The organism is Streptomyces sp. CB02058, from assembly GCF_001905505.1.
Taxonomy (GTDB): domain Bacteria; phylum Actinomycetota; class Actinomycetes; order Streptomycetales; family Streptomycetaceae; genus Streptomyces.
In genome coordinates this window covers 1,175,955-1,197,102 of record NZ_LIPG01000001.1, presented here as the reverse complement: position 1 = coordinate 1,197,102, position 21,148 = coordinate 1,175,955, and the positions used below count along the sequence as shown (strand labels likewise).

Below are 21,148 nucleotides of genomic sequence, written 5' to 3'. Positions count from 1 at the left end.
AACCGGTACTGCTGTGAGAAGAGAAGGGGTGGGCGGCCGGAGGCCCGCGCTCGCGGGGCTCCGGCCACCCGGGCGAGTGCTAGAAGCACTCCTTGACGCCCTTGTGCAGCTTCAGGCTCAGGTTGCTGAGCTTGAACGTACCGGCGGTGGTCGCCCACGCCGTCTGCTCCACGTTGGTGAGCGTGGCCTTCTTGGCGCGCTGCGAGAAGCCGCCCTGCTTGACCGCCTTCTCGGTGCCGGGCTGGATGCCGGGCGTACCGACCGATCCGGCACCGACGCCGATGTCGATCTGCTCGAAGTACGCGTCCGCGTCGAGCTGGGCGACATCCAGGTAGAGGTTGGTCGCCACGACCGGCTTCTCCGGGTCGGTACCCGCGTTCAGCTCGAGGCTGACGCTGCCGAGGCCGAAGGGCAGGTTCGGCGTCACGACCGACTGGCACATGTTCGTGATCGTGGCCCTGCTGAACCCGGACACGGCCACCGGGTGGGCCTGAGCCTTCTCACCCTCGATGTCCGTACCGACAGCGACGCTGCCGTACTGGATGAAGTCCTCACCGACGAGCTTGTCGGTGCTGACCTTGAAGCTCTGGCCGGAGACGCTGAACGACGCTGCGAGCGCGCCCTGCGCCAGGCCGACGCCGACTGCCGCGGTCGCGACGACGCTCGGCACCATGACCAGAGCGAAACGCTTCCATCTGGTACCACCGCGAACCTGCGAACTCATAAATTTCCTCCTTCTCGGACGTACATCTCCGGTACGGGCATGTGCCCGCCCTGGGATGGGAGAAGTGCTACGTCCTCGGGAAGGAGAGCGCCCGGACCGGAGGCGCGTACCGCATCCGAATCACCGGCGATCACCCCCGAGCGACAACCACTGGCCGCGCGTCTGCGCGGCCGGTCCGGACAGGCCCTGCCCAGGGGCAGGAACCCCCCTGTCCGCGATCGGCGCCACTGCCGCCGACCACCCGGTGGGGACCCAACGGACCCACCTGCTCCGACTGGCCGTCGGGCTGGTGGGTATTGGACCGAGCGTGGCCGATCGTGGTGCATTCGCGGCCGTGACACAAGGGGGGTCGTTACTGACTAGTAACGACCCGATAACCGGGACGCGACAGGGGGGCACCGTCCGGCCACACAGGGTGGCACCAAAGGGACACAGGAACAGGGAGATTACCCCCCGAAACGGGACAGACCCGAGAAGGCGATTTACTGCGAGTAACAGGGCGTTCTTTTATCAAGTTTTGGTAAAGCGGAGGCCTACCTTGTCGTTCACCCGCGAAAACGGCCGTGGGGCCCGGCGGACTCCACGGCCGCGTTGTCACATCAGAACAAGACGCGCGCCAGCGCGGTCCGGGCCGCCGTGACCCTCGGGTCGTCGGGGCCGATCACCTCGAAGAGTTCGAGGAGGCGCACCCGCACGGCGTCGCGGTCGTCGCCGAAATTACGGCGGACCGTCTCGACGAGCCGGCCGAAGGCGTCCTCCACATGACCGCCCACGAGGTCCAGGTCGGCGGCGGCCATCTGCGCCACCGGCTCGGCCGGGTTCTCCGCGGCCTCCTTGCGGACCTGCTGCGGGTCCATGCCCGCCACCCGGCCCAGCAGTTCGGCCTGGGCGAGGCCGAGCTTCGCCTCGGTGTTGACCGGGTCGTCGGCGAGGACGCTCCTGTACGCGGCGACCGCACCGTCGAAGTCGTTGGCGTCCAGCGCCTGCGCGGCACTCTCCAGCTGCGCGTCGTACGGACCGGCGGGCACCTCGGCGGGGGCGCTCTCGGCTCCGGCCTCCTGGTCCACGACGATCCCGGTGAGCCCGAAGCGCTCCTCGCCGACCTGGATCAGCTGGTCCAGCGTCTGGCGGATCTGGGCCTCGGGGGCGGCACCCTGGAAGAGCGGCAGCGCCTGCCCGGCCACCACGGCGAAGACCGCCGGGATGCCCTGGACACCGAACTGCTGCATCAGCATCTGGTTGGCGTCGACATCGACCTTGGCCAGCACGAAGCGGCCGTTGTACTCGACGGCGAGGCGCTCCAGGAGGGGGCTGAGCTGCTTGCACGGCTCGCACCACTCGGCCCAGAAGTCGATGACGACGGGGACTTCGGTGGAGCGCTGGAGGACGTCGTTCTCGAAGCCCGCCTCGTCGACGTCGATCACCAGGGAGGCGGGCGACACGGCGCCACCGCCCCCCTGCCGGGCAGACTCCGCGCGGGCCTGCTCCGCCTTCGTCTTGGCCTCGCCGGCCGCCTTCACAGCGGCGAGGTCGACGACGCCGCTCATGGACATGTTCCTAGGCTGCATACGTACATCCTCCCCCCTGAGCCCACTGTTCCGGAAAGCGATCCGTGAACCGCCTCCGTCCACAGCCGCGCCGGTGTGCGCGGCGCGCGGACGGAAACGGCCCCGGGGCCCTGAAATACCCCGCGTTCGGCACCGGGTCCCCACCCGGCGCCTGTGGCTGTCGATCGGTCGTGGCGCCACGACGGCGGACCGTCGCTTCTTACGCTACGACCCGTAGCGTAACTGCCCGCACCCCCTGCGGGGCAAGAGCGCCCGGTGATCTGTCTCACGGGCTCCGGGCCCGGTCAGCAGTACTTACCGGCCGGTATGGTCGCCGCATGCTGAGCCGCAGTCCTACCGAACCAGCCCGATCCGGACGTCCTCGCAGCGCCGAGGCCGACGCCGCGATCCTGGAGGCGACCCGTGCGTCACTGGTCGACCTCGGCTGGTCGAAGCTGACGATGGGTGATGTGGCGACGCGGGCGGGGGTCGCCAAGACGACGCTCTACCGCCGCTGGGCGGGCAAGAACGAGCTGGTCGTGGACGCGGTCGCGGTGCTCTTCGACGAGCTGGAGCTTCCCGATCTGGGGAGCCTGGGGGCCGATGTGGAGGCCGTGGTGCTGCAGTTCGCGGCGCTGCTGGAGCGGCCGGAGACGAAGACGGCGCTGATGGCGGTCGTCGCCGAGTCCACGCGCGACGAGGCGCTGCGGGACCGGATACGCAATTCGATCGTGGCCCGGCAGAAGCGTCTCGTGCTCCAGGGCCGGGAGCGCGCGCAGGAGCGCGGCGAGCTCCCCGTCGAGCCGGACCCCGAGGTGGCGGCCCGCACCGTCGACCTGATCTTCGACGTGATCGCGGGCGCGGTGGTGCACCGCGCGCTGGTGAGCGCCGAGCCCGTCGACGCCGACTGGGCCCAGCGCTTCACCCTGCTGCTGCTCTCCGGACTGGGGGCGGCCTCCTCGCCGGAGGACTGACCGCCGCCCGTCCCTCAGAAGCCGGGCGGCTCCGTGTAGACGCCCCACTCGTCGCGCAGGACCCCGCAGATCTCACCGAGGGTCGCCTCGGCGCGTACGGCGTCGAGCATCGGGGCAATCATGTTCGAGCCGTCACGGGCGGCGGCCAGCATCGCGCCGAGCGCGCCGCGCACCTTCGCGTCGTCCCTGCCCTGCTTGCGCTCGGCGAGGGCGCGCACCTGCTCCCGCTCGACCTCGTGGCTGACGCGCAGGATCTCCAGGTCGCCGGTGACGGAGCCGTGGTGGACGTTGACGCCGACGACCCGCTTCTCGTCCTTCTCCAGCGCCTGCTGGTACCGGAACGCCGACTCGGCGATCTCACCGGTGAACCAGCCGTCCTCGATGCCGCGCAGGATGCCCGAGGTCATCGGCCCGATGGGGTGCCTGCCGTCCGGATGCGCCCGGGTGCCCCGCTCCCTGATCTGCTCGAAGATCTTCTCGGCGTCGGCCTCGATGCGGTCGGTGAGCTGCTCGACGTACCACGAACCGCCCAGCGGGTCGGCGACGTTGGCGACGCCGGTCTCCTCCATCAGCACCTGCTGGGTGCGCAGGGCGATCTCGGCGGCCTGCTCGGACGGCAGGGCCAGCGTCTCGTCCAGGGCGTTGGTGTGCAGGGAGTTGGTCCCGCCGAGGACGGCGGACAGGGCCTCGACAGCGGTGCGTACGACGTTGTTGTACGGCTGCTGGGCGGTGAGCGAGACTCCGGCGGTCTGGGTGTGGAAGCGGAGCCACTGCGCCTTGTCGGTCCTCGCACCGTAGGTCTCCTTCATCCAGCGGGCCCAGATGCGCCGGGCCGCGCGGAATTTGGCGATCTCCTCGAAGAAGTCGAGGTGCGCGTCGAAGAAGAAGGAGAGCCCGGGGGCGAAGGTGTCGACGTCCAGGCCCCGGGAGAGGCCGAGCTCCACGTAGCCGAAGCCGTCGGCGAGGGTGTACGCGAGCTCCTGCGCGGCCGTGGCCCCGGCCTCACGGATGTGGTACCCGGAGACGGAGAGCGGCTTGTAGGCGGGGATGTCGCGGGCGCAGTGCTCCATCAGGTCGCCGATGAGGCGCAGATGCGGCTCGGGCTGGAAGAGCCACTCCTTCTGCGCGATGTACTCCTTGAAGATGTCGGTCTGGAGCGTGCCGTTGAGCAGCGCGGGATCGACGCCCTGGCGCTCGGCTGCGACCAGGTACATGCAGAAGACGGGGACGGCGGGCCCGCTGATCGTCATCGACGTGGTGACGTCGCCGAGCGGGATGTCCCGGAACAGGACCTCCATGTCGGCCGCGGAGTCGATGGCGACCCCGCAGTGCCCGACCTCGCCGAGCGCACGGCCGTCGTCGGAGTCCCGGCCCATCAGCGTCGGCATGTCGAAGGCGACGCTGAGCCCGCCGCCGCCGTTGGCCAGGATGGTCTTGTACCGCTCGTTGGTCTGCTCGGCGTTGCCGAAGCCGGCGAACTGGCGGATGGTCCAGGTGCGGCCCCGGTAGCCGGTGGGGTGGAGTCCCCGGGTGAAGGGGTACTCGCCCGGCCAGCCGATCCGTTCGAAGCCTTCGTACGTGTCACCGGGGCGGGGCCCGTACGCCGGCTCCACCGGGTCCCCGGAGAGCGTGGTGAAGTCCGCGTCGCGCTTGCGGGCCTTGTCGTAGCGGGCCTGCCAGCGACGGCGGCCTTCCTCGATCGCTGATGCGTCCATGGTTCAAATTTACTAGGACGTCCTAGTAAATGTCGATGGCAAACCGCCCGGCGCGAGGCGGGGGGCGGTTCGGGTCGTGCGGACCGGGCCTCGGCGGCCCGGGGATCAGACCTTGACGGCCTGCGGGCCGGCGTCGGCGATCAGCGGCTCGACCTCGCGGACGACCTTGCGCTCGACGAAGAACGCGGCCGTCGGGATCGTGCCGGAGATCAGCACCCAGAGCAGCTTTCCGACCGGCCACTTCGCCTTGGAGCCGAGGTCGAAGGCGAAGACCAGGTAGATGATGAAGAGGACACCGTGGAGCTGGGAGACCACGAGGGTCAGGCCCTCACCGGTGTCGAATCCGTACTTGAAGACCATGCACACGCACAGGATCATCAACATGACGGCGGTGACGTAGGCCATCACCCGATAGCGGGTCAGCACGCTGCGTTTCATGGCATCGAGCCTAACCGGACGGCCGGAGCGATCTTCCGGCGCCCCGGCCCCCACCGGACGGCCCGCCTCCGCGCCCGGCGCTCCGCCCGTCAGGGCTTGTCGTCGAAGTCCTGGGCCGCCACCCGCAGCGGCCGGAGCATCGCGAAGATCTCGGCGCACTCCTCGTCGTCGTACACCCCGAGCCCGAAGTCCATCGCCATGAGGTCCTGGCTGGCCGCCTCGACGACCTCGCGGCCCTTGTCCGTGATGGAGGCGAGCGTCCCGCGCCCGTCGTTGGGGTTGGGGCGCTTGTCGACCAGCCCCGAGCGCACGAGTCGGTCCACGGTGTTCGTCACGGAGGTGGGGTGCACCATCAGACGCTCGCCGATCTTGGACATCGGCAGCTCACCGGCCTGCGAGAAGGTGAGCAGGACGAGCGCCTCGTAGCGGGCGAAGGTCAGTCCGTACGGTTTGACCACCGCGTCCACCTCGGCCAGCAGGATCTGCTGCGCACGCATGATCGAGGTGATCGCGCCCATGGAGGGCACCGGCCCCCAGCGCCGGTGCCAGAGTTCCTCGGCGCGGGCGATGGGATCGAAGGGGAGGCTGAGCGGCTTCGGCACGGGACGACCTTACCCACTGGTCACATGGCGGTCAGCACTGTCTCGCACTTCGGTACCGGACACGCGTTCTACGCACCTCCACGATCAGCAGGAGGGTGCAGACGGTCCCGATCGCCCCCGAGTACGCGACCACCTGGTGCACCGGGAGGAATTCCGCGGCCAGTCCCGCGAGGGCCATACCGAGGCCCTGGACCGTCATCAGACCGGCGGTGAGCAGGGTCATGGCCCGGCCCCGCAGCTCCTCGGGCACCGCCTCGACGAACCACTGGTCGAGCCCGATGACGTACGCCGCACCGGCCCCGGCCAGCACGAGGGCTCCGACGGTCAGGGCCATGCCGGGGCGGAAGGCGTAGAGCACCAGCGGCAGCAGCCCGAGGGCGGCCACCGGCAGGACGATCCGGGAGCGGGCGCGGGGGCCGAGGGCCGTGCCCACGTACAGTTCGGCGCCGATGTGCCCGACGGCCATCGCGCACATCAGCAGCCCGAGCGCGGCCGGGCCCGCGCCGATCGCGTCCGCGTACGGGGCGGCGAGCGCCTCCGGGGCGACCACGAAGAAGGCGGGCACCCAGAACAGGAGCAGCAGCCCCCGGACGCGCCGGTCCCCCAGGACGGCGCGGGCCCCGGCGAGCGACTCCCCGAGCAGCGCGCCGCCCCCGGTGGTGCGGGCGGGCCGGTCCAGGGTGCCCAGGCGCAGCAGCGCGGCCGAGCAGAGGAAGGTGAGCACGGTGACCGTGATCGCCCCGCGCGGGGACAGCGCGGCGAGCAGCACCCCGCCGGCCCCGAAGCCGACGAGCAGGGCGCTCTGCGAGACGAGGCGCAGCAGCGAGCGCCCGAGGACGTAGAGATCGCCCTCGCCGAGGATGTCGGCGAGGGCGGCCGTCCGCGTCCCGGTGAAGACGGGCGCCACGGCGGCCACCACGCAGCGCAGCACGAGGAGCCCCCAGACGGGTGTCGCGGGAAACACCATCACGGCGACGCAGCCGGCGCAGACCAGGTCGCAGGTGACCAGGACGCGACGGGCGGGGTAGCGGTCGGCGACCCCGGCGAAGAGCGTGCCGCCGACGATGTACGGCAGGAAGCCGAGCGCGAAGGTGAGGGCGGAGAGCAGGGGCGAGCCCGTGAGGTCGTAGACGAGCACGGTGAGCGCCAGTTCGCTGACCACGACGCCGAGGAGGGAGAGCAGATGGGCGGCGAAGACCGCCCTGAACTCCCGTACGGCGAAGACCGCGCGGTATCCCCCGGGGCCGCCGGGCCGTGGAGCTGCCTCCGGAGCGTGGCCCGGGTCGGAGGAGGCACGCTCCGGAGGCAGGGCCGGGGACGGTCCCTCGGCGGCGGACGGGTCGCGGGGTGTGCCCGCCGTGGTGGTGCTGTCGCTCGGCATGGACGCAGCTTGGGGGCTCGGGCGGGTTCGCCCGTAGACTTTCGTCTGACGCCGAAAGTTGGGTGGCCCATGCCGTTCCATCTGCACTTCGAGGAGCGTGATCTGCTCCGCTGCCGCTTCGCGCTCTCGCCGCTCTGGGAGACGCAGGAGGCGGTGCGCACCCTGAACCGCCCCGGACGGCACGGCTACCACCTGCCCTGGCTGCGGCGCATCGCGCAGGACGCCGCCGGGCTGGACCTCCGGCCGCTGTGGGCGCTGATGCCGGACGGCGGCCACAACCCCGACTTCATCTGCCCGCCTCCGCTGGGGCCGCTCGCCACCTTCGCCGAGGAGATCGCGGCCCTGCGCGCGACGGACCCAGCGACCGCCCGCGACGACATGGCGCTCGCCCTCGCCGACACCCCGGGCGGCCCCCACTCCCCCGCCGGGCGGCGGATGCTGGCCGACCCGGCACGGACGGTCCAGGAGCTGGCGGACCTGCTGGAGCGCGCCTGGCAGGTGATGATCGAGCCGCACTGGCCCCGGCTGCGCGCGCTGCTGGAGGCGGATGTCGCGTACCACTCGCGCCGCCTCGCCGAGGTGGGCTTCGAACGGCTGCTCGGCGAGATCAGCCCGCAACTGCACTGGGCCGGCTCGACCCTGACCGTGGTGGGCACCCGGGGGAACCACAGCCGGACGCTGGGCGGCCAGGGGCTCGTGCTGATGCCCAGCGCCTTCGTATGGCCGGATGTCGTGGGCGGCTACGAGGCTCCCTGGCAGCCCGCGGTGATCTACCCCGCGCGGGGCATCGGCGGGCTCTGGGCGCGGTCCGCCGACCGTACGCCCGACGCGCTGGCCAGGCTGCTGGGGCGGGCCCGTGCCGATGTGCTGTGCGCGCTCGCGGAACCGGCCGGGACGAGCACGCTCGCGCATCTGCTCTCGCTCGCCCCGTCCTCCGTGTCGGCGCACCTCTCGGCGCTGCGCGGGGCGGGCCTGCTCACCTCCCGGCGTTACGGGCACCAGGTGCTGTACGAGCGCACACCGCTGGGCATCGCCCTGGCGGCGCAGGAGACCTGAGCGGCTCAGCTCCCGCCGGCGGGTCCGGCGAGCGCGTGATCCGTGTCCTGGACGGGACGGACCACGGGGGCCCGGCCCTTCGCGACGCGGCGTGCACGGGGCAGCGCGAAGGAACGCGCGGCGGCCGGCGCGAGGACGATCACCAGCGCGGTCACCGCCCAGGGGCGGGCGGCCGGGTGGACGGCGGCCGACAGACAGCTCAGCACGGCGAGCAGCCAGGTGACGGCCGCCACGGGCCGGTGGACGAGCACCAGCGTGTAGCTGAGGAGCCGGCCGGGCGGCACCCGGAACAGCGCCGTCCCGTACCGCCGCAGCAGCGCTCCCCCGGAGCGGTCCTCCAGAGGTCCGGCGTCCTGCCCGACGGCCGGGACGTCCGGGGTGTGGACGGAGCGCCAGTGGCGTCCGGTCAGCGGGTTGCGGTGGCGGTGGATCTCGAAGCCGGTGACCGGCTCCCGGGCGGCCGGACCCTGGAAGCCCCCGGCCTGGCGCAGCGCGGTGATGCGTACGACGCTGCCGGGGCCCGCGAGCACGGGCGTCCCGTAGCGGTTGCCCGCGTGCTGGACCAGCGCGTGGAAGTCCTGGTCGCCCCGGACCGAGGGGCCGACGACGAAGGCGGTGTCCGGATCGCGGAAGTAGCCCATCGCCCGCTCCAGGAAACCGGGCAGCGGGATGTGCGCGGTGTCGACGGAGGCGGTGAAGTCGTAGGCGTCACCGTGCTTGGCGATCCAGGCGTTGAGGTTGCCGTGCTCCCTCCCGGCCCGGTGCGGGCCGTCCTGCGTGTTCCACTCGGGCACCCCGAGGCGGGTGAAGTGGTGCACGCCCAGTTCGGCGCAGAGCATCCTGGCCTCCGGGTCGTCGCCCTCGTCGAGCAGCCAGACGTCCAGCGGCCCGGGGTGCCGCATGCGTACGGCGCCCTCCAGGGTGGCCCGGACGGCCGAGAGGGGCTCCCGGCCGGGGACGTACGCGGCGAGGAAGGCGACCCTGGTGCCGGGCTCCGGCGTCATGGGGACCGGGTCCCGGGCGACCGCCGCGGCGTACGCGGTCAGGGCCAGCCAGGACAGGGCGAGCAGCGCGGTGAGGCCGAGGGAGACCAGCGCCACGGAGTCGGCGACGAGCAGTGCCCCGCCGTCCTCACGCCCGGCCGTCCGGTGCGCGGGCAGCACCAGCAGGAGCAGCAGCAGCCCCGCGGGCACCGGGGCGAAAGCGAGCGGGGAGACCGCTCGTATTCGGCGCCATCCGGTGCGGAGGGGGGCGCCGTGGCGCACCCGGTACCCGGCCGCGGGCGGCTCGTGGTCAAGTCTGTCCGACGGCATCGCGCCTCCAACGGTCGAATATGCCGGTACGCCCACAGAAGGGGAGATTCGGCAAGCTGTCGACCCGGCAGGTCCGTGCGAGCGCATTTCTTCGCCCGAACGCGACGGACGCGCGCCCGGGAGGCCCCCGGACGCGCGTGGCCGCGTACGCGGGAACCCGCCCGGACCCGGGAGGCGGGGCCCGGACACGCGAAGGCCCCCGGCGCCGGTGGGCGCGGGGGGCCTGTGTCCGTAGGGCGGGGGCCGGACGGGGCGTCAGCCCGCCAGGTGGCGTTCCACCGTCTCGACCTTGGAGGTCAGGCCGTCGGTCACGCCCTGCCGGATGTCGGCCTTGAGCACCAGGGACACCCGGCCGGCGCGGGCCTCGACGGCGGCGACGGCGCGCTTGACGACCGCCATGACCTCATCCCACTCGCCCTCGATGGAGGTGAACATCGCGTCCGTACGGTTGGGCAGCCCGGACTCGCGGACGACGCGGACGGCGTCGGCGACGTACTCCCCGACGTCCTCACCGACGCCCAGCGGGCTGACGGAGAAGGCGACGATCATGCGTTGACCTTGCCTTCCGCGCGGGCGCGGGCGGCGATGACGCCGTCGGCCTCGTACTTCTTGAGCAGCTTCTCGCCGTAGAGCCCGCCGAAGGGGACGACCGCGAGGAGGAAGAACAGGGCGACACGCTTGAGCGGCCACTTCGCCTTGACCCAGACGTCGAGCAGGAACACCACGTAGATCGTGAAGAGCAGGCCGTGCAGCGCGCCGAGCGGCGGCATCAGGAAGTCGATGTCCGAGACCCGCATGAGCAGCGAGCCGAAGATGAGCAGCGCCGGGAAGGAGAGCGCCTCGGGAAGCGAGATGAGGCGCAGCCGGTGCAGGGCGGAAGCGGTCTTGATGTCCACGAGGGCACCTTCGATGGGAGGGGCGTGTCGGCTTGTGAACGCAGGCACAAGCACAGCCATTGTGGCATCGCGCCCGGCTCCTCCGGCCGGGGGGTCCGCGTCGGGCCCCCGTGGCACGTATCGGCGCATATCAGGGTCGTATCAGGGCCGGGATCGGCCGCCGGGCCCTGTCCGCGGGGCGGCGCTGCGGCTAACGTCGCACCGTGGCGATGTTCCGACTCCAAGGCAGCAAGACGCTCGCCGTCGACCTGACAGGCGATGCCGTCAAGGCGAAGAACGGCTCGATGGTCGCGTACGACGGCCAGATGGCCTTCAAGAAGATGTCCGGCGGCGGTGAGGGCCTGCGCGGCATGGTGACCCGCCGGCTGACCGGCGAGCAGATGGTGATGATGGAGGTGAAGGGGCAGGGCACCTGCTATTTCGCCGACCGTGCGAGCGAGATCAACCTCGTCTCGCTGCGCGGCGAGACGCTGTACGTCGAGGCCAGCAATCTGCTGGCCACCGACGCCGGGCTGCGCACCGGCACCTCCTTCACCGGCCTGCGCGGCGGGGCGAGCGGCAACGGCCTGTTCACCACGACCGTCGAGGGCACCGGCCAGGCGGCGATCATGTCGGACGGCTCGGCCGTGGTGCTGCGGGTGACACCCCAGTACCCGCTGAACGTCGACCCCGGCGCCTACATAGCCCACCAGGGCAGGCTTCAGCAGCACTTCCAGTCCGGGGTGAACTTCCGGACCCTCATGGGCGAGGGCTCCGGCGAGTCCTTCCAGATCCGCTTCGAGGGCGACGGGCTCGTCTATGTGCAGCCCAGCGAGCGGAACACCGTCGGGGGCGATGTCTGATGCCGTTCCGTGAGATCAACTCGAAGATGGTCGAGGCCCAGGTCGGGCCGGGCCAGAAGATGTACAGCCAGCGCGGCGCGATGCTCGCGTACCGCGGCGACGTCTCGTTCACCCCGAACATCCAGGGCGGACAGGGCGGCCTGGGGTCGATGATCGGGCGGCGGGTGGCCAACGAGGCGACCCCGCTGATGACGGTCGAAGGCAGCGGCACCGTGATGTTCGGCCACGGGGGCCACCACATCCAGGTGATCAACCTGGCCGGCGACACCCTCTACGTGGAGGCCGACCGGCTGCTCGCCTTCGACGGGACGCTCACCCAGGGCACGATGTTCATGGGCTCGCAGGGCGGGGTGATGGGCATGGTGCGCGGCCAGGTGACCGGGCAGGGCCTGTTCACGACGACGCTCAAGGGCCACGGCGCGGTGGCCGTGATGGCGCACGGCGGGGTGATCGAGCTCCCGATCACACCCGGCAGGCCGGTCCATGTGGACCCGCAGGCGTACGTCGCCCACCACGGCGAGGTGACCAACAAGCTGTCCACCGCGCTCGGCTGGCGCGACATGGTGGGGCGCGGTTCCGGCGAGGCGTTCCAGCTGGAGCTCAGCGGCAACGGAGCGGTGTACGTCCAGGCGTCGGAGGAGAAGCTGTGAGCACGCCGGTGATTTTCGACCCGATGACGCTGCCGTCGGACGACAACGTCAACGCGTACACCTTCTGCGTGGAGCTCAAGGGGAGCCAGTGGTTCCTCCAGAAGGGCAAGATGATCGCCTACTACGGGCAGATCGACTTCAACGGCATCGGGCACGGCCGCTTCGAGCGGCTGATCCGCACGAGCTTCCACTCCCCGCTGCACGCGAGCGACTGGGTGGTGGCCGAGGGCAGCGGGAAGATGCTCCTCGCGGACCGGGCCTTCGATGTGAACTCCTTCGACCTGGAGGAGGGCAATCTGACGATCCGGTCCGGCAATCTGCTGGCCTACCAGCCGACGCTGGCGCTGAAGCAGTCGATCGTGCCGGGCTTCCTGACCCTGATCGGTACGGGGAAGTTCGTCGCCGCGTCCAACGGCCCGGTGGTCTTCATGGAGCCGCCGCTGCGGGTGGACCCGCAGGCGCTGGTGGGCTGGGCGGACTGCCCCTCCCCGTGCCACCACTACGACCACGGCTACATGACGGGCGTGATGGGCGGGCTGCGCTCGCTGACCGGGATCGGCGGCACCTCCGGCGAGGAGCACCAGTTCGAGTTCGCCGGAGCCGGCACGGTGCTGCTCCAGTCGACCGAGCTGCTCATGCCGGAGCAGGCGACGGGCGCCGTCCCGAACCAGCCGGGGGTGCCCGGAGGCGGTCCCGGGGCCGGGGGTCAACACGGCTCCACACCCCGCATGCCTGGTCAGCTGGGGGACCTCCAACGACGCTTCGGACTGTGAACGGTAGTCTGCGGAGTGTGACACCCGGCCGTACGTGCGGGGTGTCACACTCCCTCACTTCGTCCGTCTTTCAACTTCTTAGGTAGAATTCATACATGGAGACCGAGACGGCCACCCGCTGGCTTACCGATGCCGAGCAGTGCGCCTGGCGCACCCACCTGGACGTCAGCAGGCTGCTGACACATCAGCTGGAGAAGGACCTCCAGCCGTTCGGACTGACCATGAACGACTACGAGATCCTCGTCAATCTCTCCGAGTCGGACGACCAGCGGATGCGGATGAGCGATCTCGCGGCCGCCACCCTTCAGTCCAAGAGCAGGCTCTCGCACCAGATCACCCGCATGGAGAACGCCGGGTTCGTACGGCGCCAGCACTGCGAGTCGGACCGGCGCGGACTGTTCGCCGTCCTCACGGACACCGGCGCGGAGACGATGCGCAAGGTGGCTCCGCACCATGTCGAGTCGGTCCGGAGGCACTTCATGGACCTGCTCTCCCCCGATCAGCTCGACGCGCTGCACTCGGCGCTGACCCCGATCGCGGACCATCTGCGCGGCCGGCGCGGCAAGCCGTAGCGGGCAAGGGCCTCAGCCCCGCCCGGGGTCCGTCCCGGACGGCACCGGCAGCCTCAGGGTGAAGCATGCCCCGCCTCCCGGCGCCGTGCCCACCGTGAGCGTCCCGCCGTGGCGGTCGGCGACGTCCCGGGCGATGGCCAGTCCCAGCCCGGCTCCGCCGTCGTCCCGGCCGCGCGCGTCGTCCAGCCGTACGAAGCGCTCGAAGACGCGCTCCCGCTCGGCCTCGGGCACACCGCTCCCGTCGTCGGTGACCTCCACGAGGACCGCACCCGCCTCCGCCCTCACCGAGACGGCGACCGAACGCTCCGCGTGACGCTCGGCGTTGTCCAGCAGATTGCCGACGACCCGCGCCAACTGCCCCCGCGATCCGGCCACTTCGAGCGCCCCGGTGTCCGCGACGGTCACCTCGGGCACGATCCGGTCCCCGGCCCGCTGGGAGACCTCCTCGCGCACCAGCGCCCCCAGATCGACCGCGGCGCTCCCCGGCCGCTCCCCCGCGTCCAGCCGGGCCAGCAGCAGCAGATCGGCGGCCAGCACCTGCAGCCGTACGGTGTCGGCGACCGCGCCGGGCACGTCCAGCAGCTCCGGGTGGGCCGCTCCCACCTCCAGCTGCGTGCGCAACGAGGCGATCGGGCTGCGCAGTTCGTGCGAGGCGTCGGCGACGAAGCGCCGCTGCCGGTCCACCGACGCCTCCAGCACCGTCAGGGTCTCGTTGGTCGTCCGGGCCAGCCGTGCGATCTCGTCGCGCGAGTCCGGCTCCGGCACCCGGCGGCCGAGGTCCTCGGACGCGGTGATCGCGGACAGCTCCCGCCGGATGCCCTCCACCGGGCGCAGCGCGCGCCCGGTGACCAGCCAGGTCACCCCGGCGACGACGAGCAGCATGAGCGGCAGCCCGGTCAGCATGGCGGTCCGTACGGTGTCCACGGCCTCCTGTTCGGCCGCGAGCGGGGCTCCCGCGTGGACGGTCAGGGTGACGTCGCGCGCCGTGGTGACCTCGACGGCGGCGAAGCGGTAGTCCCCGTGCTCCCCGTCGACGGTGGCCGTGCCGTTGGCGAAGTCCGGTGTCCCGGAGGAGACCTGGCTGCGGGCCGGGTCGTCGTCATCGTCGTCGCCGTGGTCGTCGTCGCCCGGGCTCGGCACCGGAGCGGAGGGGGCCGGCACCACCCCGGCCGCGCCCGTCCCCGTGATCGCCTCCAGCTCCTCGGACGCGGCCACCACGCGCCCCTCCTCGTCGGTCACCTGGACGGGATGGGTGTCCTCGTCGCCCATGTCCAGATCCGCGTAGGGCACCCCCAGGGCGATCTGTCCCGCCACCTCGCGGGCGGCGACCTCCGCCTCCAGGCCCGCCCGGTCCGTCAGATTGCCGCGCAGCACCGCCAGGACGGCCAGTCCCGCGGCGATCAGGGCGACGGCGACGACCAGCGTGGCGCCGATCGAGGCCCTGGCGCGTACGGACCTCACAGCGCCTCCAGCCGGTAGCCCGCGCCGCGTACCGTACGGATCGACGCGGCGCCGAGCTTGCGGCGCAGGGTGCTGATGTAGACCTCGACGATGTTCGGGTCGCCGTCGTACGCGAAGTCCCAGACGTGCTCGAGGATCTCCGCTTTGCTGACCACCTCGCCCGCGCGCCGCACGAGCTGTTCCAGTACGGCGAACTCCTTGGCCGTGAGCGTGATCTCGTCCTCGCCCCGGTGCACCCGGCGGGCGGCGGTGTCCATCCGCAGCGTGCCCGCGCTCAGCACCGGCGACGCGGAACCGCCCCGGCGGCGCAGCAGCGCCCGGATCCTGGCGACGAGCACGACGTACGAGAACGGTTTGGTCAGATAGTCGTCGGCGCCGGTGTCGAGGCCCTCCGCCTCGTCGTACTCCCCGTCCTTCGCGGTGAGCATCAGGATCGGCGTCTCGTGCCCGGCGGCGCGCAGGGCGGCGCAGACGCGGTAACCGTTCATCCCGGGGAGCATGATGTCGAGGACCACGAGGTCGTGGACGCCCTGGCCCGCGAGGTGCAGCCCCTCCAGACCGTCGTGCACGACATCGACGGCGAAGCCCTCGGCGGTGAGTCCCCTCGCCAGGGACGTCGCCAGACGCTTCTCGTCCTCCACGATCAACAGGCGCATGGGGACAGCTTCCCAAACCGAACCTGAAGAAGCCTTCAGCCGCCTTCAGCCTGCGTTCAGCATCGCCGGGCCAGTGTGGTTCCCGTCGCACCGCACATCCCATCGGGGAGGAACCACCATGAAGCGCAACATCGCCATCGCCGCCCTCACCGCGGCCGTACTCGTCGGCGGCGGACTCGTCACCACCGCCGCGTTCGCGGACTCCGACGGCGGGACGAAGGACGACCGGACGGCCGGGGCCGGACAGCCGGCGGGCGGCACCGGGGAGCAGCCTGCCGGAGGCACCACCGTCGACCAGGCCGTCGGCGCCGCGCTGAAGGCCGTCCCCGGCACGGTCACCGAGGCCGAGCTGGACGATGACGACGGCTCCCGTACGGTCTGGGAGCTCGACGTGTACGGCTCGGACAAGGTCTGGCACGACGTGACAGTCGACGCCGCGAACGGCACGGTGCTGTCCGACCGCGAGGACGACGGCAACGACGACCGCGACCGGTACGCGCCCCGTTCGGCGGACGTCTCCCTGGACGCGGCCGTGAAGGCGGCACTCGCCCAGCAGCCCGGCACGGTGACGTCCGTGGACCTGGACGACGACGATGACGACGACAGGCGCGGTGCGCCGCGCTGGGACGTCGACGTGACGGGCAAGGACGGCAAGCAGCACGAGCTGCGCGTGGACGCGAGGAGCGGCAAGGTCACCGTGGACCGCGACGACGACAGCGACGGTGACGACGACTGATCCGTCCCGTGGGGCCGGCGATCCCGGCCGCGGTCCTGTCCGGACTCCGCCTCAGGGCGCGAAGCCGGACAGGACCGTTCCGTCGTCGAAGGACAGGAAGAGGACGTCACCGGTGGCGAGCACCTCGGACCCGCTGGTCCTGGGACCGTCGAAGTACTTCGAGTCCGTCTCCCGCATGCCCTCCCCCGACGCGTCCACCTCGTAGGCGTCGACACTCGGCCCGCTGCCGAACAGCACGGTGTGGCCCGAGATCAGCACATCGCCGATCTCCATCTCCACGTCGTACTTCTCCACGGTGTTCCAGAGCTGCTCGCCGTCGGCGAGCGCGTAGGCGTACGCCTCCACCCCGGTCGACACCACGACGGTGCCGTCGCCCGAGAGCGCGGGCTTGACCCGGACCGGCACCCCCTCCGCTATCGTGCGGCGCTTCTTCGGGTCGGACAGGTCCAGCACCGTGAGCCCGTCCTCACCGGAGCAGAGCAGCTCCTTCTTCGTCAGCACCGGGTATCCGCAGCCGGTGTACCCGGCGGCGTCCCATGCCTGCGGCTTGCCCGTGTCCGGATCGAACACGTCGATGCCGCTGCCGACGGCCACCAGCCGGCCGCCTCCGGCCATCAGCGTGAAGTCGAACTCGGCGTACGGCCTTTGCCACTTCACGGGGCGGGTGGCCGTCAGCTGCTGGGCGACGAGCGTGCCGGCGCTGCCTCCCTCCCGCTGTGCGACGTAGTAGAGGACTCCGTCCGCGTACACGGGCCCCATCCCGATGTACCCGTCCGGCAGCGCCTTGCGCCACACCTCCTTGCCGGCCTCGACGCTCAGTCCGACGAGCGCGTCGCCCATGAACGCGTAGACGGTGCCCGCCTCGACGGCGGCGATCGAGTGGCCCGCCGTGCCGGGCGTCGCCCCGGAGGCCGGTTCCGGCACGTTCCACAGCTGCTCGCCGGAGGAGGCGTCCAGGGCGGTGACACCCGGGCCGCCCGAGCAGACGAGAACGGAGCCCGCCAGGACGCATCCGTTCTCGGCGACCTTCTTCCCCTGCTTCCAGGGCCGCCAGCCCGCCGGGCGGAAGTCCTCGTCCGCACCCCGGGTCCCGAAGTCACCCGTGCGCCCGGCATCCGCGTCGGGGACCACCACGCCCGGACCCCCGGCCCGGGACGCCGAGGGCCGCGGCGACGTGGCTCCGCCGCCCGCGGCCGGGGGGCTGCCGCCCTCACCGTCGAAGAGGCCCGGCAGCAGGACGACACCGAGGACCACACCGACCGCGCCGACCACCGCCGCGAGCACCGGCCACCAGCGGCGTGGCCGTCGCCCGGGGCCCCGGTCGGGGGCTGCGGGGACCTCGGTGGGCACGTACGCGGCCGGGTGGACCGGCCCGGGTGCGACCGTGGCCCCGGCCTCGTCGACACAGGCCGCGGCAGCCGCCGCGTGGGCGACGAGCTGCTGCTCCACCCCGGCGTTCCACGGGAACCGCTCGGGCAGGGCCTCCGGCATGAGCAGCCGGGCCAGCTCCGCGGGCTCCGGCCGGTCCTCGGGGCGGCTGCTGAGGCACTGCTCGATCACGCCGCGCAGCCCGGCCGGTACGGAGTCCAGTTCGGGCTCCCCGTTGGCGATCCGGAAGATCACCGCCGCCATGTCGGAGTCGTCGAACGGTCCGCGCCCGGTCGCGGCGTAGGCGAGCACGGCGCCCAGGCAGAACACGTCGGAGGCCGGGACCAGCGCCGTCGAGCCGTTGACGTGTTCCGGCGAGATGTAGCCGGGACTGCCGACCACCACCCCGGTCCGGGTCAGCTGGGTGGCCTCGAAGGCCTGGGCGATCCCGAAGTCGATGACCTTCGGCCCGTCGGCGCCCAGCAGGACGTTGCCCGGCTTGAGGTCGCGGTGCAGCACCCGGACGGCGTGCATGTCGGCGAGTGCCAGGGCGAGGCGCGAACCGGCGGCCCGGACCACGGCCTCGGGCAGCGGGCCGGTGCGGGAGACCGCTTCGGCGAGCGACGGGCCGGGGACGTACTCGGTGGCGAGCCAGGGCGTCGCCCCGGTGGCGTCCCCCGCCACGAGGGCCGCCGAGTGCGGGCTGCGCACGGCGCCGGCCGCCGCGATCTCCCTGCGGAAGCGGATCCGGAAGCCGTCGTCGAGGTCGAGCCCGGCGAGCACGGTCTTGAGGGCGACCAGTCCGGCGAGCGGGGCACCGGGAACCACCGGGGCGTCGTCCGCCCGTGCCAGGTACACCTCGCCCATGCCTCCCGCGCCGAGCAGCCCCAGGAGCCGGTACGGGCCGATGCGAGTGCGGCTTCCGGGGGGCAGGGGCCCGATCACGAGGAGCCCGGGCCGGGCAGTGCGACGGAGAGGACGGTGCCCTGGTGGTAGACGACGTGGACGGCACCCCCGGTGGGCAGGACCTCGGGCGGCAGGATCTCCTTGCTCATCAGGAGCCCCCATTCGAGCATGTCGTACTCCTCCTCGGCGACAGGTCCGGGCGCACCCGCGAGAGCGGTCCGGCGGACCGGGCCCGGCTCGGCTCCGCCGTTCAGCGCGACGCTGTACAGCGTCGTGGTGTCCGCCCAGACGAGGGTGTCCTCGATGATCACCGGAACCGACGCCGGGTTGGTCGGGGTCCCCGCGATCCTCTTGTCGAGCGGGTAGCGCCCCAGCACCTTGCCGCTGTCCCGCCTCATCAGGAGGATCTCCGGGCCTCCGGGATCGTCCTCCCAGGGAAGGGCGCCGCGCACGACGACAGCCACGTGATCGTCGACGGCCACCAGGGGCGCCTCGTTGGGTTCGACGGACGGCACGGAGAACTGTCCGTCGACCTCCAGGGAGCCCGCCTCGAGCCGGTTCAGCATGGCGTCACCGTCGTCGTACGAGCCGCAGAACACGAGGCGGGGACGCGCCAGCGCCCCCCGGCACCGGGTGTCCTCGTCGGTCATCCGGCCCAGTTCGGCCCCGTCCTTCGTCCGCAGAGCCCGCAGCCCCTCCTCGTTGCGGATGTAGAGCACCCCGTCCCCGACCGCGAGCGGCCAGAAGTTGTCCTGCTGCGCCTGGGCCAGCTCCTGGGCGACGAGGGGCTTCCGCCAGACCTGCTTGCCGGTCGCCAGGTCGAAGGCGGCGATCTCCGAACCGTCGGGCAGGTCACCGATGTTCGCGAACACCAGCCCGTCGGAGACGAGCGGAGCACTCTCCAGCAGGTACGCCCCGCCGGACCGGACGTCCCAGCGGGGCTTACCGGTCGGAGCATCCAGCGAGACGAGCCGGTTTCCGGTGGCGAAGTACACGGAATCGTCGTGGACGGCAGGCCGGGTGGATCCGCCGGGCATGAAGAACTGCCCGGTGGGGCTGATCCTCGCGTCGCCCTCCTCCTCGGCCGCCGCGTACTCCCACAGCCGCTTGCCGTCGGCTGCCGACACCGCCTCGTAGGAACCGTCCGTCAGACGGCACACCAGCACGTCCCGGCCCGCCGCGCAGCCGAGCGGTGTGCCGGTGAACGCGCCCTTCCAGGGCTTCCACCCGGTCGGGAGGACGTCGCGGCCGTAGGACACGGTGCCGGATCCGTCGGGCCCCCCGCCCGTGTCGACGCCCGCCACGATCCGGGCCGGTGTCCTCCCGCCCCCGGCGTCCCCTCCCCCGCCCCCGCCACCGTCGTCCCGCAGCCCCAGCAGAGCGCCCGTGACGACCCCGGCCAGGACGACGCCGGCCAGCGCCGCGCCGAAGAGAGCACGACGGCGGCGGGCGGGACGGGCGGGAGCGGCGGGCGGCGGCAGCCCGGGTCCCTGGGTGGGCAGCTGGTCGGCCGGCGTCCGGCTGCCCGTCGCCGCCTCGGTCGGGGTGTACCCGGGAAGCAGCGGCTCTCCCAGCGCCCGTACGGACGCCAGCTCACGCTCGTACTCTCCGATGTGGGCCGCGACCGGGTCCGGCCACCGCACCGAGCCCTCCGGGGCGAGGCGGGCGGCGAGGTCCGCGGGGGTGGGGCGGGCGGCGGGGTCGGCCACCAGGCAGTCCTGGAGCACCGCGCGCAGGGCGTCCGGTACGCCGTCGAGGTCCGCCTCGACGTACTTCACGCGGTACAGCACCGCGGCCACCGGACCGTCGCCGAACGGGTCACGGCCGGTGGCGGCGAAGCACAGGACGGACGCGAGGCAGAAGACGTCGGACGTCGGCGCCACACGTCCGCTGCCCGCCACGTGCTCCGGGGACATGAAGGCGGGGCTGCCGATCATCCGGCTGGTGGTCGTGAGCGGGGTGGCGCCCGCGCCCCGGGCGATCCCGAAGTCGATCAGACGGGGCCCGTCCGCGGCGAGCAGGACGTTGCCGGGCTTCACGTCCCGGTGCACCACACCGGCGGCGTGGACGGTCTCCAGAGCGCGGGCGAGCTCGGCCCCGAGCTTGCGGACCTCTTCCTCGTCCAGGGCGCCCGAACGGCGTACCGCGGCCGACAGGGTGGGGCCCGCGACATAGCCGGTGGCGAGCCAGGGCACGTCCGCGTCGGCGTCGGCGTCCAGGACCGGGGCGAGGGCGGGGCCGGTCACCGACCGGGCGACCTCGGTCTCGCGTCGGAAGCGCTGCCTGAACCCGGGGTCCTGGGCGACGTCGCGGCGGACCGTCTTGACCGCGACGGGAGCCGGGTGCCCGCCGGGCTCCCCGGAGTACTCACGGAGCCCGAGGAAGACCTCTCCCATGCCGCCCGCACCGAGCCTGGCCAGCACCGTGTAGGGCCCGATGTGTCTCGGCGAGTCCTCGCGCAGCGGCCCCAGCATGCATCCCCCCGATGTGCCCGGCTCCGGGTGCGCACCCCACACACCCTTCCGCCGCATGTTCTCA

Annotated in this window: 19 protein-coding genes and 1 pseudogene; 7 read left to right on the top strand and 13 right to left on the bottom strand. The window is 72.1% G+C overall.

What is annotated here, in order from left to right; genetic code table 11:
- Positions 1-79 precede the first annotated feature (79 nt).
- Together AMK10_RS05630 and AMK10_RS05620 are read right to left on the bottom strand one after the other, a co-directional pair.
- Positions 80-724 (bottom strand): DUF6230 family protein, encoded by a 645-nt coding sequence (locus tag AMK10_RS05630; protein WP_073745331.1) that lies wholly within the window; start codon positions 722-724, stop codon positions 80-82.
- Between the two features lie 599 nt (positions 725-1,323).
- Positions 1,324-2,292, bottom strand: coding sequence for a tetratricopeptide repeat protein (locus AMK10_RS05620; RefSeq protein WP_073745329.1), 969 nt, complete (start codon positions 2,290-2,292; stop codon positions 1,324-1,326).
- A gap of 317 nt (positions 2,293-2,609) precedes the next feature.
- Between AMK10_RS05620 and AMK10_RS05615 the strand changes: the two genes are divergently transcribed.
- On the top strand, positions 2,610-3,245 hold the full coding sequence (locus AMK10_RS05615) for a TetR/AcrR family transcriptional regulator (protein ID WP_073745327.1): 636 nt from the start codon (positions 2,610-2,612) through the stop codon (positions 3,243-3,245).
- A 14-nt stretch (positions 3,246-3,259) separates the two neighbouring features.
- On the opposite strand, the gene AMK10_RS05610 is transcribed toward AMK10_RS05615, so the two are convergent.
- From AMK10_RS05610 to AMK10_RS05595, 4 genes and pseudogenes are all read right to left on the bottom strand, one after another.
- Positions 3,260-4,960, bottom strand: coding sequence for an acyl-CoA mutase large subunit family protein (locus AMK10_RS05610; protein WP_073745325.1), 1,701 nt, complete (start codon positions 4,958-4,960; stop codon positions 3,260-3,262).
- Between the two features lie 105 nt (positions 4,961-5,065).
- A complete protein-coding gene (locus AMK10_RS05605; protein ID WP_073745323.1) occupies positions 5,066-5,398 on the bottom strand; it encodes a DUF3817 domain-containing protein in 333 nt (110 codons plus the stop codon).
- 89 nt (positions 5,399-5,487) lie between these two features.
- Positions 5,488-6,000: a MarR family winged helix-turn-helix transcriptional regulator gene (locus AMK10_RS05600; RefSeq protein WP_073745321.1), complete on the bottom strand. Its 513-nt coding sequence runs from the start codon at positions 5,998-6,000 to the stop codon at positions 5,488-5,490.
- Between the two features lie 9 nt (positions 6,001-6,009).
- A pseudogene (locus tag AMK10_RS05595) lies at positions 6,010-7,381 on the bottom strand (MFS transporter).
- Positions 7,382-7,450: 69 nt separating this feature from the next.
- On the opposite strand from AMK10_RS05595, the gene AMK10_RS05590 reads away from it, so the two are divergent.
- A complete protein-coding gene (locus AMK10_RS05590; protein ID WP_073745318.1) occupies positions 7,451-8,437 on the top strand; it encodes an ArsR/SmtB family transcription factor in 987 nt (328 codons plus the stop codon).
- 5 nt (positions 8,438-8,442) lie between these two features.
- On the opposite strand, the gene AMK10_RS05585 is transcribed toward AMK10_RS05590, so the two are convergent.
- From AMK10_RS05585 to AMK10_RS05575, 3 genes are all read right to left on the bottom strand, one after another.
- Complete coding sequence (locus AMK10_RS05585) at positions 8,443-9,750, bottom strand: hypothetical protein (RefSeq protein ID WP_073745317.1); 1,308 nt, start codon at positions 9,748-9,750, stop codon at positions 8,443-8,445.
- Positions 9,751-10,005: 255 nt separating this feature from the next.
- Complete coding sequence (locus AMK10_RS05580; RefSeq protein ID WP_073745316.1) at positions 10,006-10,299, bottom strand: MTH1187 family thiamine-binding protein; 294 nt, start codon at positions 10,297-10,299, stop codon at positions 10,006-10,008.
- Positions 10,296-10,646, bottom strand: a complete 351-nt coding sequence (locus tag AMK10_RS05575) for a DUF3817 domain-containing protein (protein WP_073745315.1) — start codon at positions 10,644-10,646, stop codon at positions 10,296-10,298. Before AMK10_RS05575 ends, AMK10_RS05580 begins: the two co-directional genes overlap by 4 nt.
- 209 nt (positions 10,647-10,855) lie before the next feature.
- Here AMK10_RS05575 and AMK10_RS05570 point away from each other — a divergent pair, with 209 nt between their 5' ends.
- The 4 genes from AMK10_RS05570 (at position 10,856) to AMK10_RS05555 (ending at position 13,483) form a co-directional block, all read left to right on the top strand.
- On the top strand, positions 10,856-11,488 hold the full coding sequence (locus AMK10_RS05570; protein WP_073745314.1) for an AIM24 family protein: 633 nt from the start codon (positions 10,856-10,858) through the stop codon (positions 11,486-11,488).
- The gene (locus AMK10_RS05565) at positions 11,488-12,138 is read left to right on the top strand and encodes an AIM24 family protein (protein ID WP_073745313.1); all 651 of its coding nucleotides are present in this window, start codon (positions 11,488-11,490) and stop codon (positions 12,136-12,138) included. Before AMK10_RS05570 ends, AMK10_RS05565 begins: the two co-directional genes overlap by 1 nt.
- Positions 12,135-12,911, top strand: coding sequence for an AIM24 family protein (locus AMK10_RS05560; RefSeq protein WP_073745312.1), 777 nt, complete (start codon positions 12,135-12,137; stop codon positions 12,909-12,911). Before AMK10_RS05565 ends, AMK10_RS05560 begins: the two co-directional genes overlap by 4 nt.
- 95 nt (positions 12,912-13,006) lie before the next feature.
- Positions 13,007-13,483 carry a MarR family winged helix-turn-helix transcriptional regulator gene (locus AMK10_RS05555; protein WP_073745311.1) on the top strand — a complete coding sequence of 159 codons (477 nt, stop codon included), beginning with the start codon at positions 13,007-13,009 and terminating at the stop codon, positions 13,481-13,483.
- Positions 13,484-13,495: 12 nt separating this feature from the next.
- Here the strand turns inward: AMK10_RS05555 and AMK10_RS05550 are convergent, their stop codons facing one another.
- Both AMK10_RS05550 and AMK10_RS05545 read right to left on the bottom strand, forming a co-directional pair.
- Positions 13,496-14,944, bottom strand: coding sequence for a sensor histidine kinase (locus AMK10_RS05550; RefSeq protein ID WP_073745310.1), 1,449 nt, complete (start codon positions 14,942-14,944; stop codon positions 13,496-13,498).
- Entirely contained in the window at positions 14,941-15,600 is a 660-nt protein-coding gene (locus AMK10_RS05545; protein WP_073745309.1) for a response regulator transcription factor, read from the bottom strand. The genes AMK10_RS05550 and AMK10_RS05545 overlap by 4 nt, the downstream gene beginning before the upstream one ends.
- A 118-nt stretch (positions 15,601-15,718) precedes the next feature.
- Between AMK10_RS05545 and AMK10_RS05540 the strand changes: the two genes are divergently transcribed.
- Positions 15,719-16,336 carry a PepSY domain-containing protein gene (locus AMK10_RS05540; protein ID WP_073745308.1) on the top strand — a complete coding sequence of 206 codons (618 nt, stop codon included), beginning with the start codon at positions 15,719-15,721 and terminating at the stop codon, positions 16,334-16,336.
- Positions 16,337-16,387: 51 nt separating this feature from the next.
- On the opposite strand, the gene AMK10_RS05535 is transcribed toward AMK10_RS05540, so the two are convergent.
- Together AMK10_RS05535 and AMK10_RS05530 are read right to left on the bottom strand one after the other, a co-directional pair.
- Positions 16,388-18,649: a protein kinase domain-containing protein gene (locus tag AMK10_RS05535; protein WP_073745307.1), complete on the bottom strand. Its 2,262-nt coding sequence runs from the start codon at positions 18,647-18,649 to the stop codon at positions 16,388-16,390.
- Positions 18,646-21,084, bottom strand: a complete 2,439-nt coding sequence (locus AMK10_RS05530) for a serine/threonine-protein kinase (protein WP_073745306.1) — start codon at positions 21,082-21,084, stop codon at positions 18,646-18,648. The genes AMK10_RS05535 and AMK10_RS05530 overlap by 4 nt, the downstream gene beginning before the upstream one ends.
- Positions 21,085-21,148: the final 64 nt, after the last annotated feature.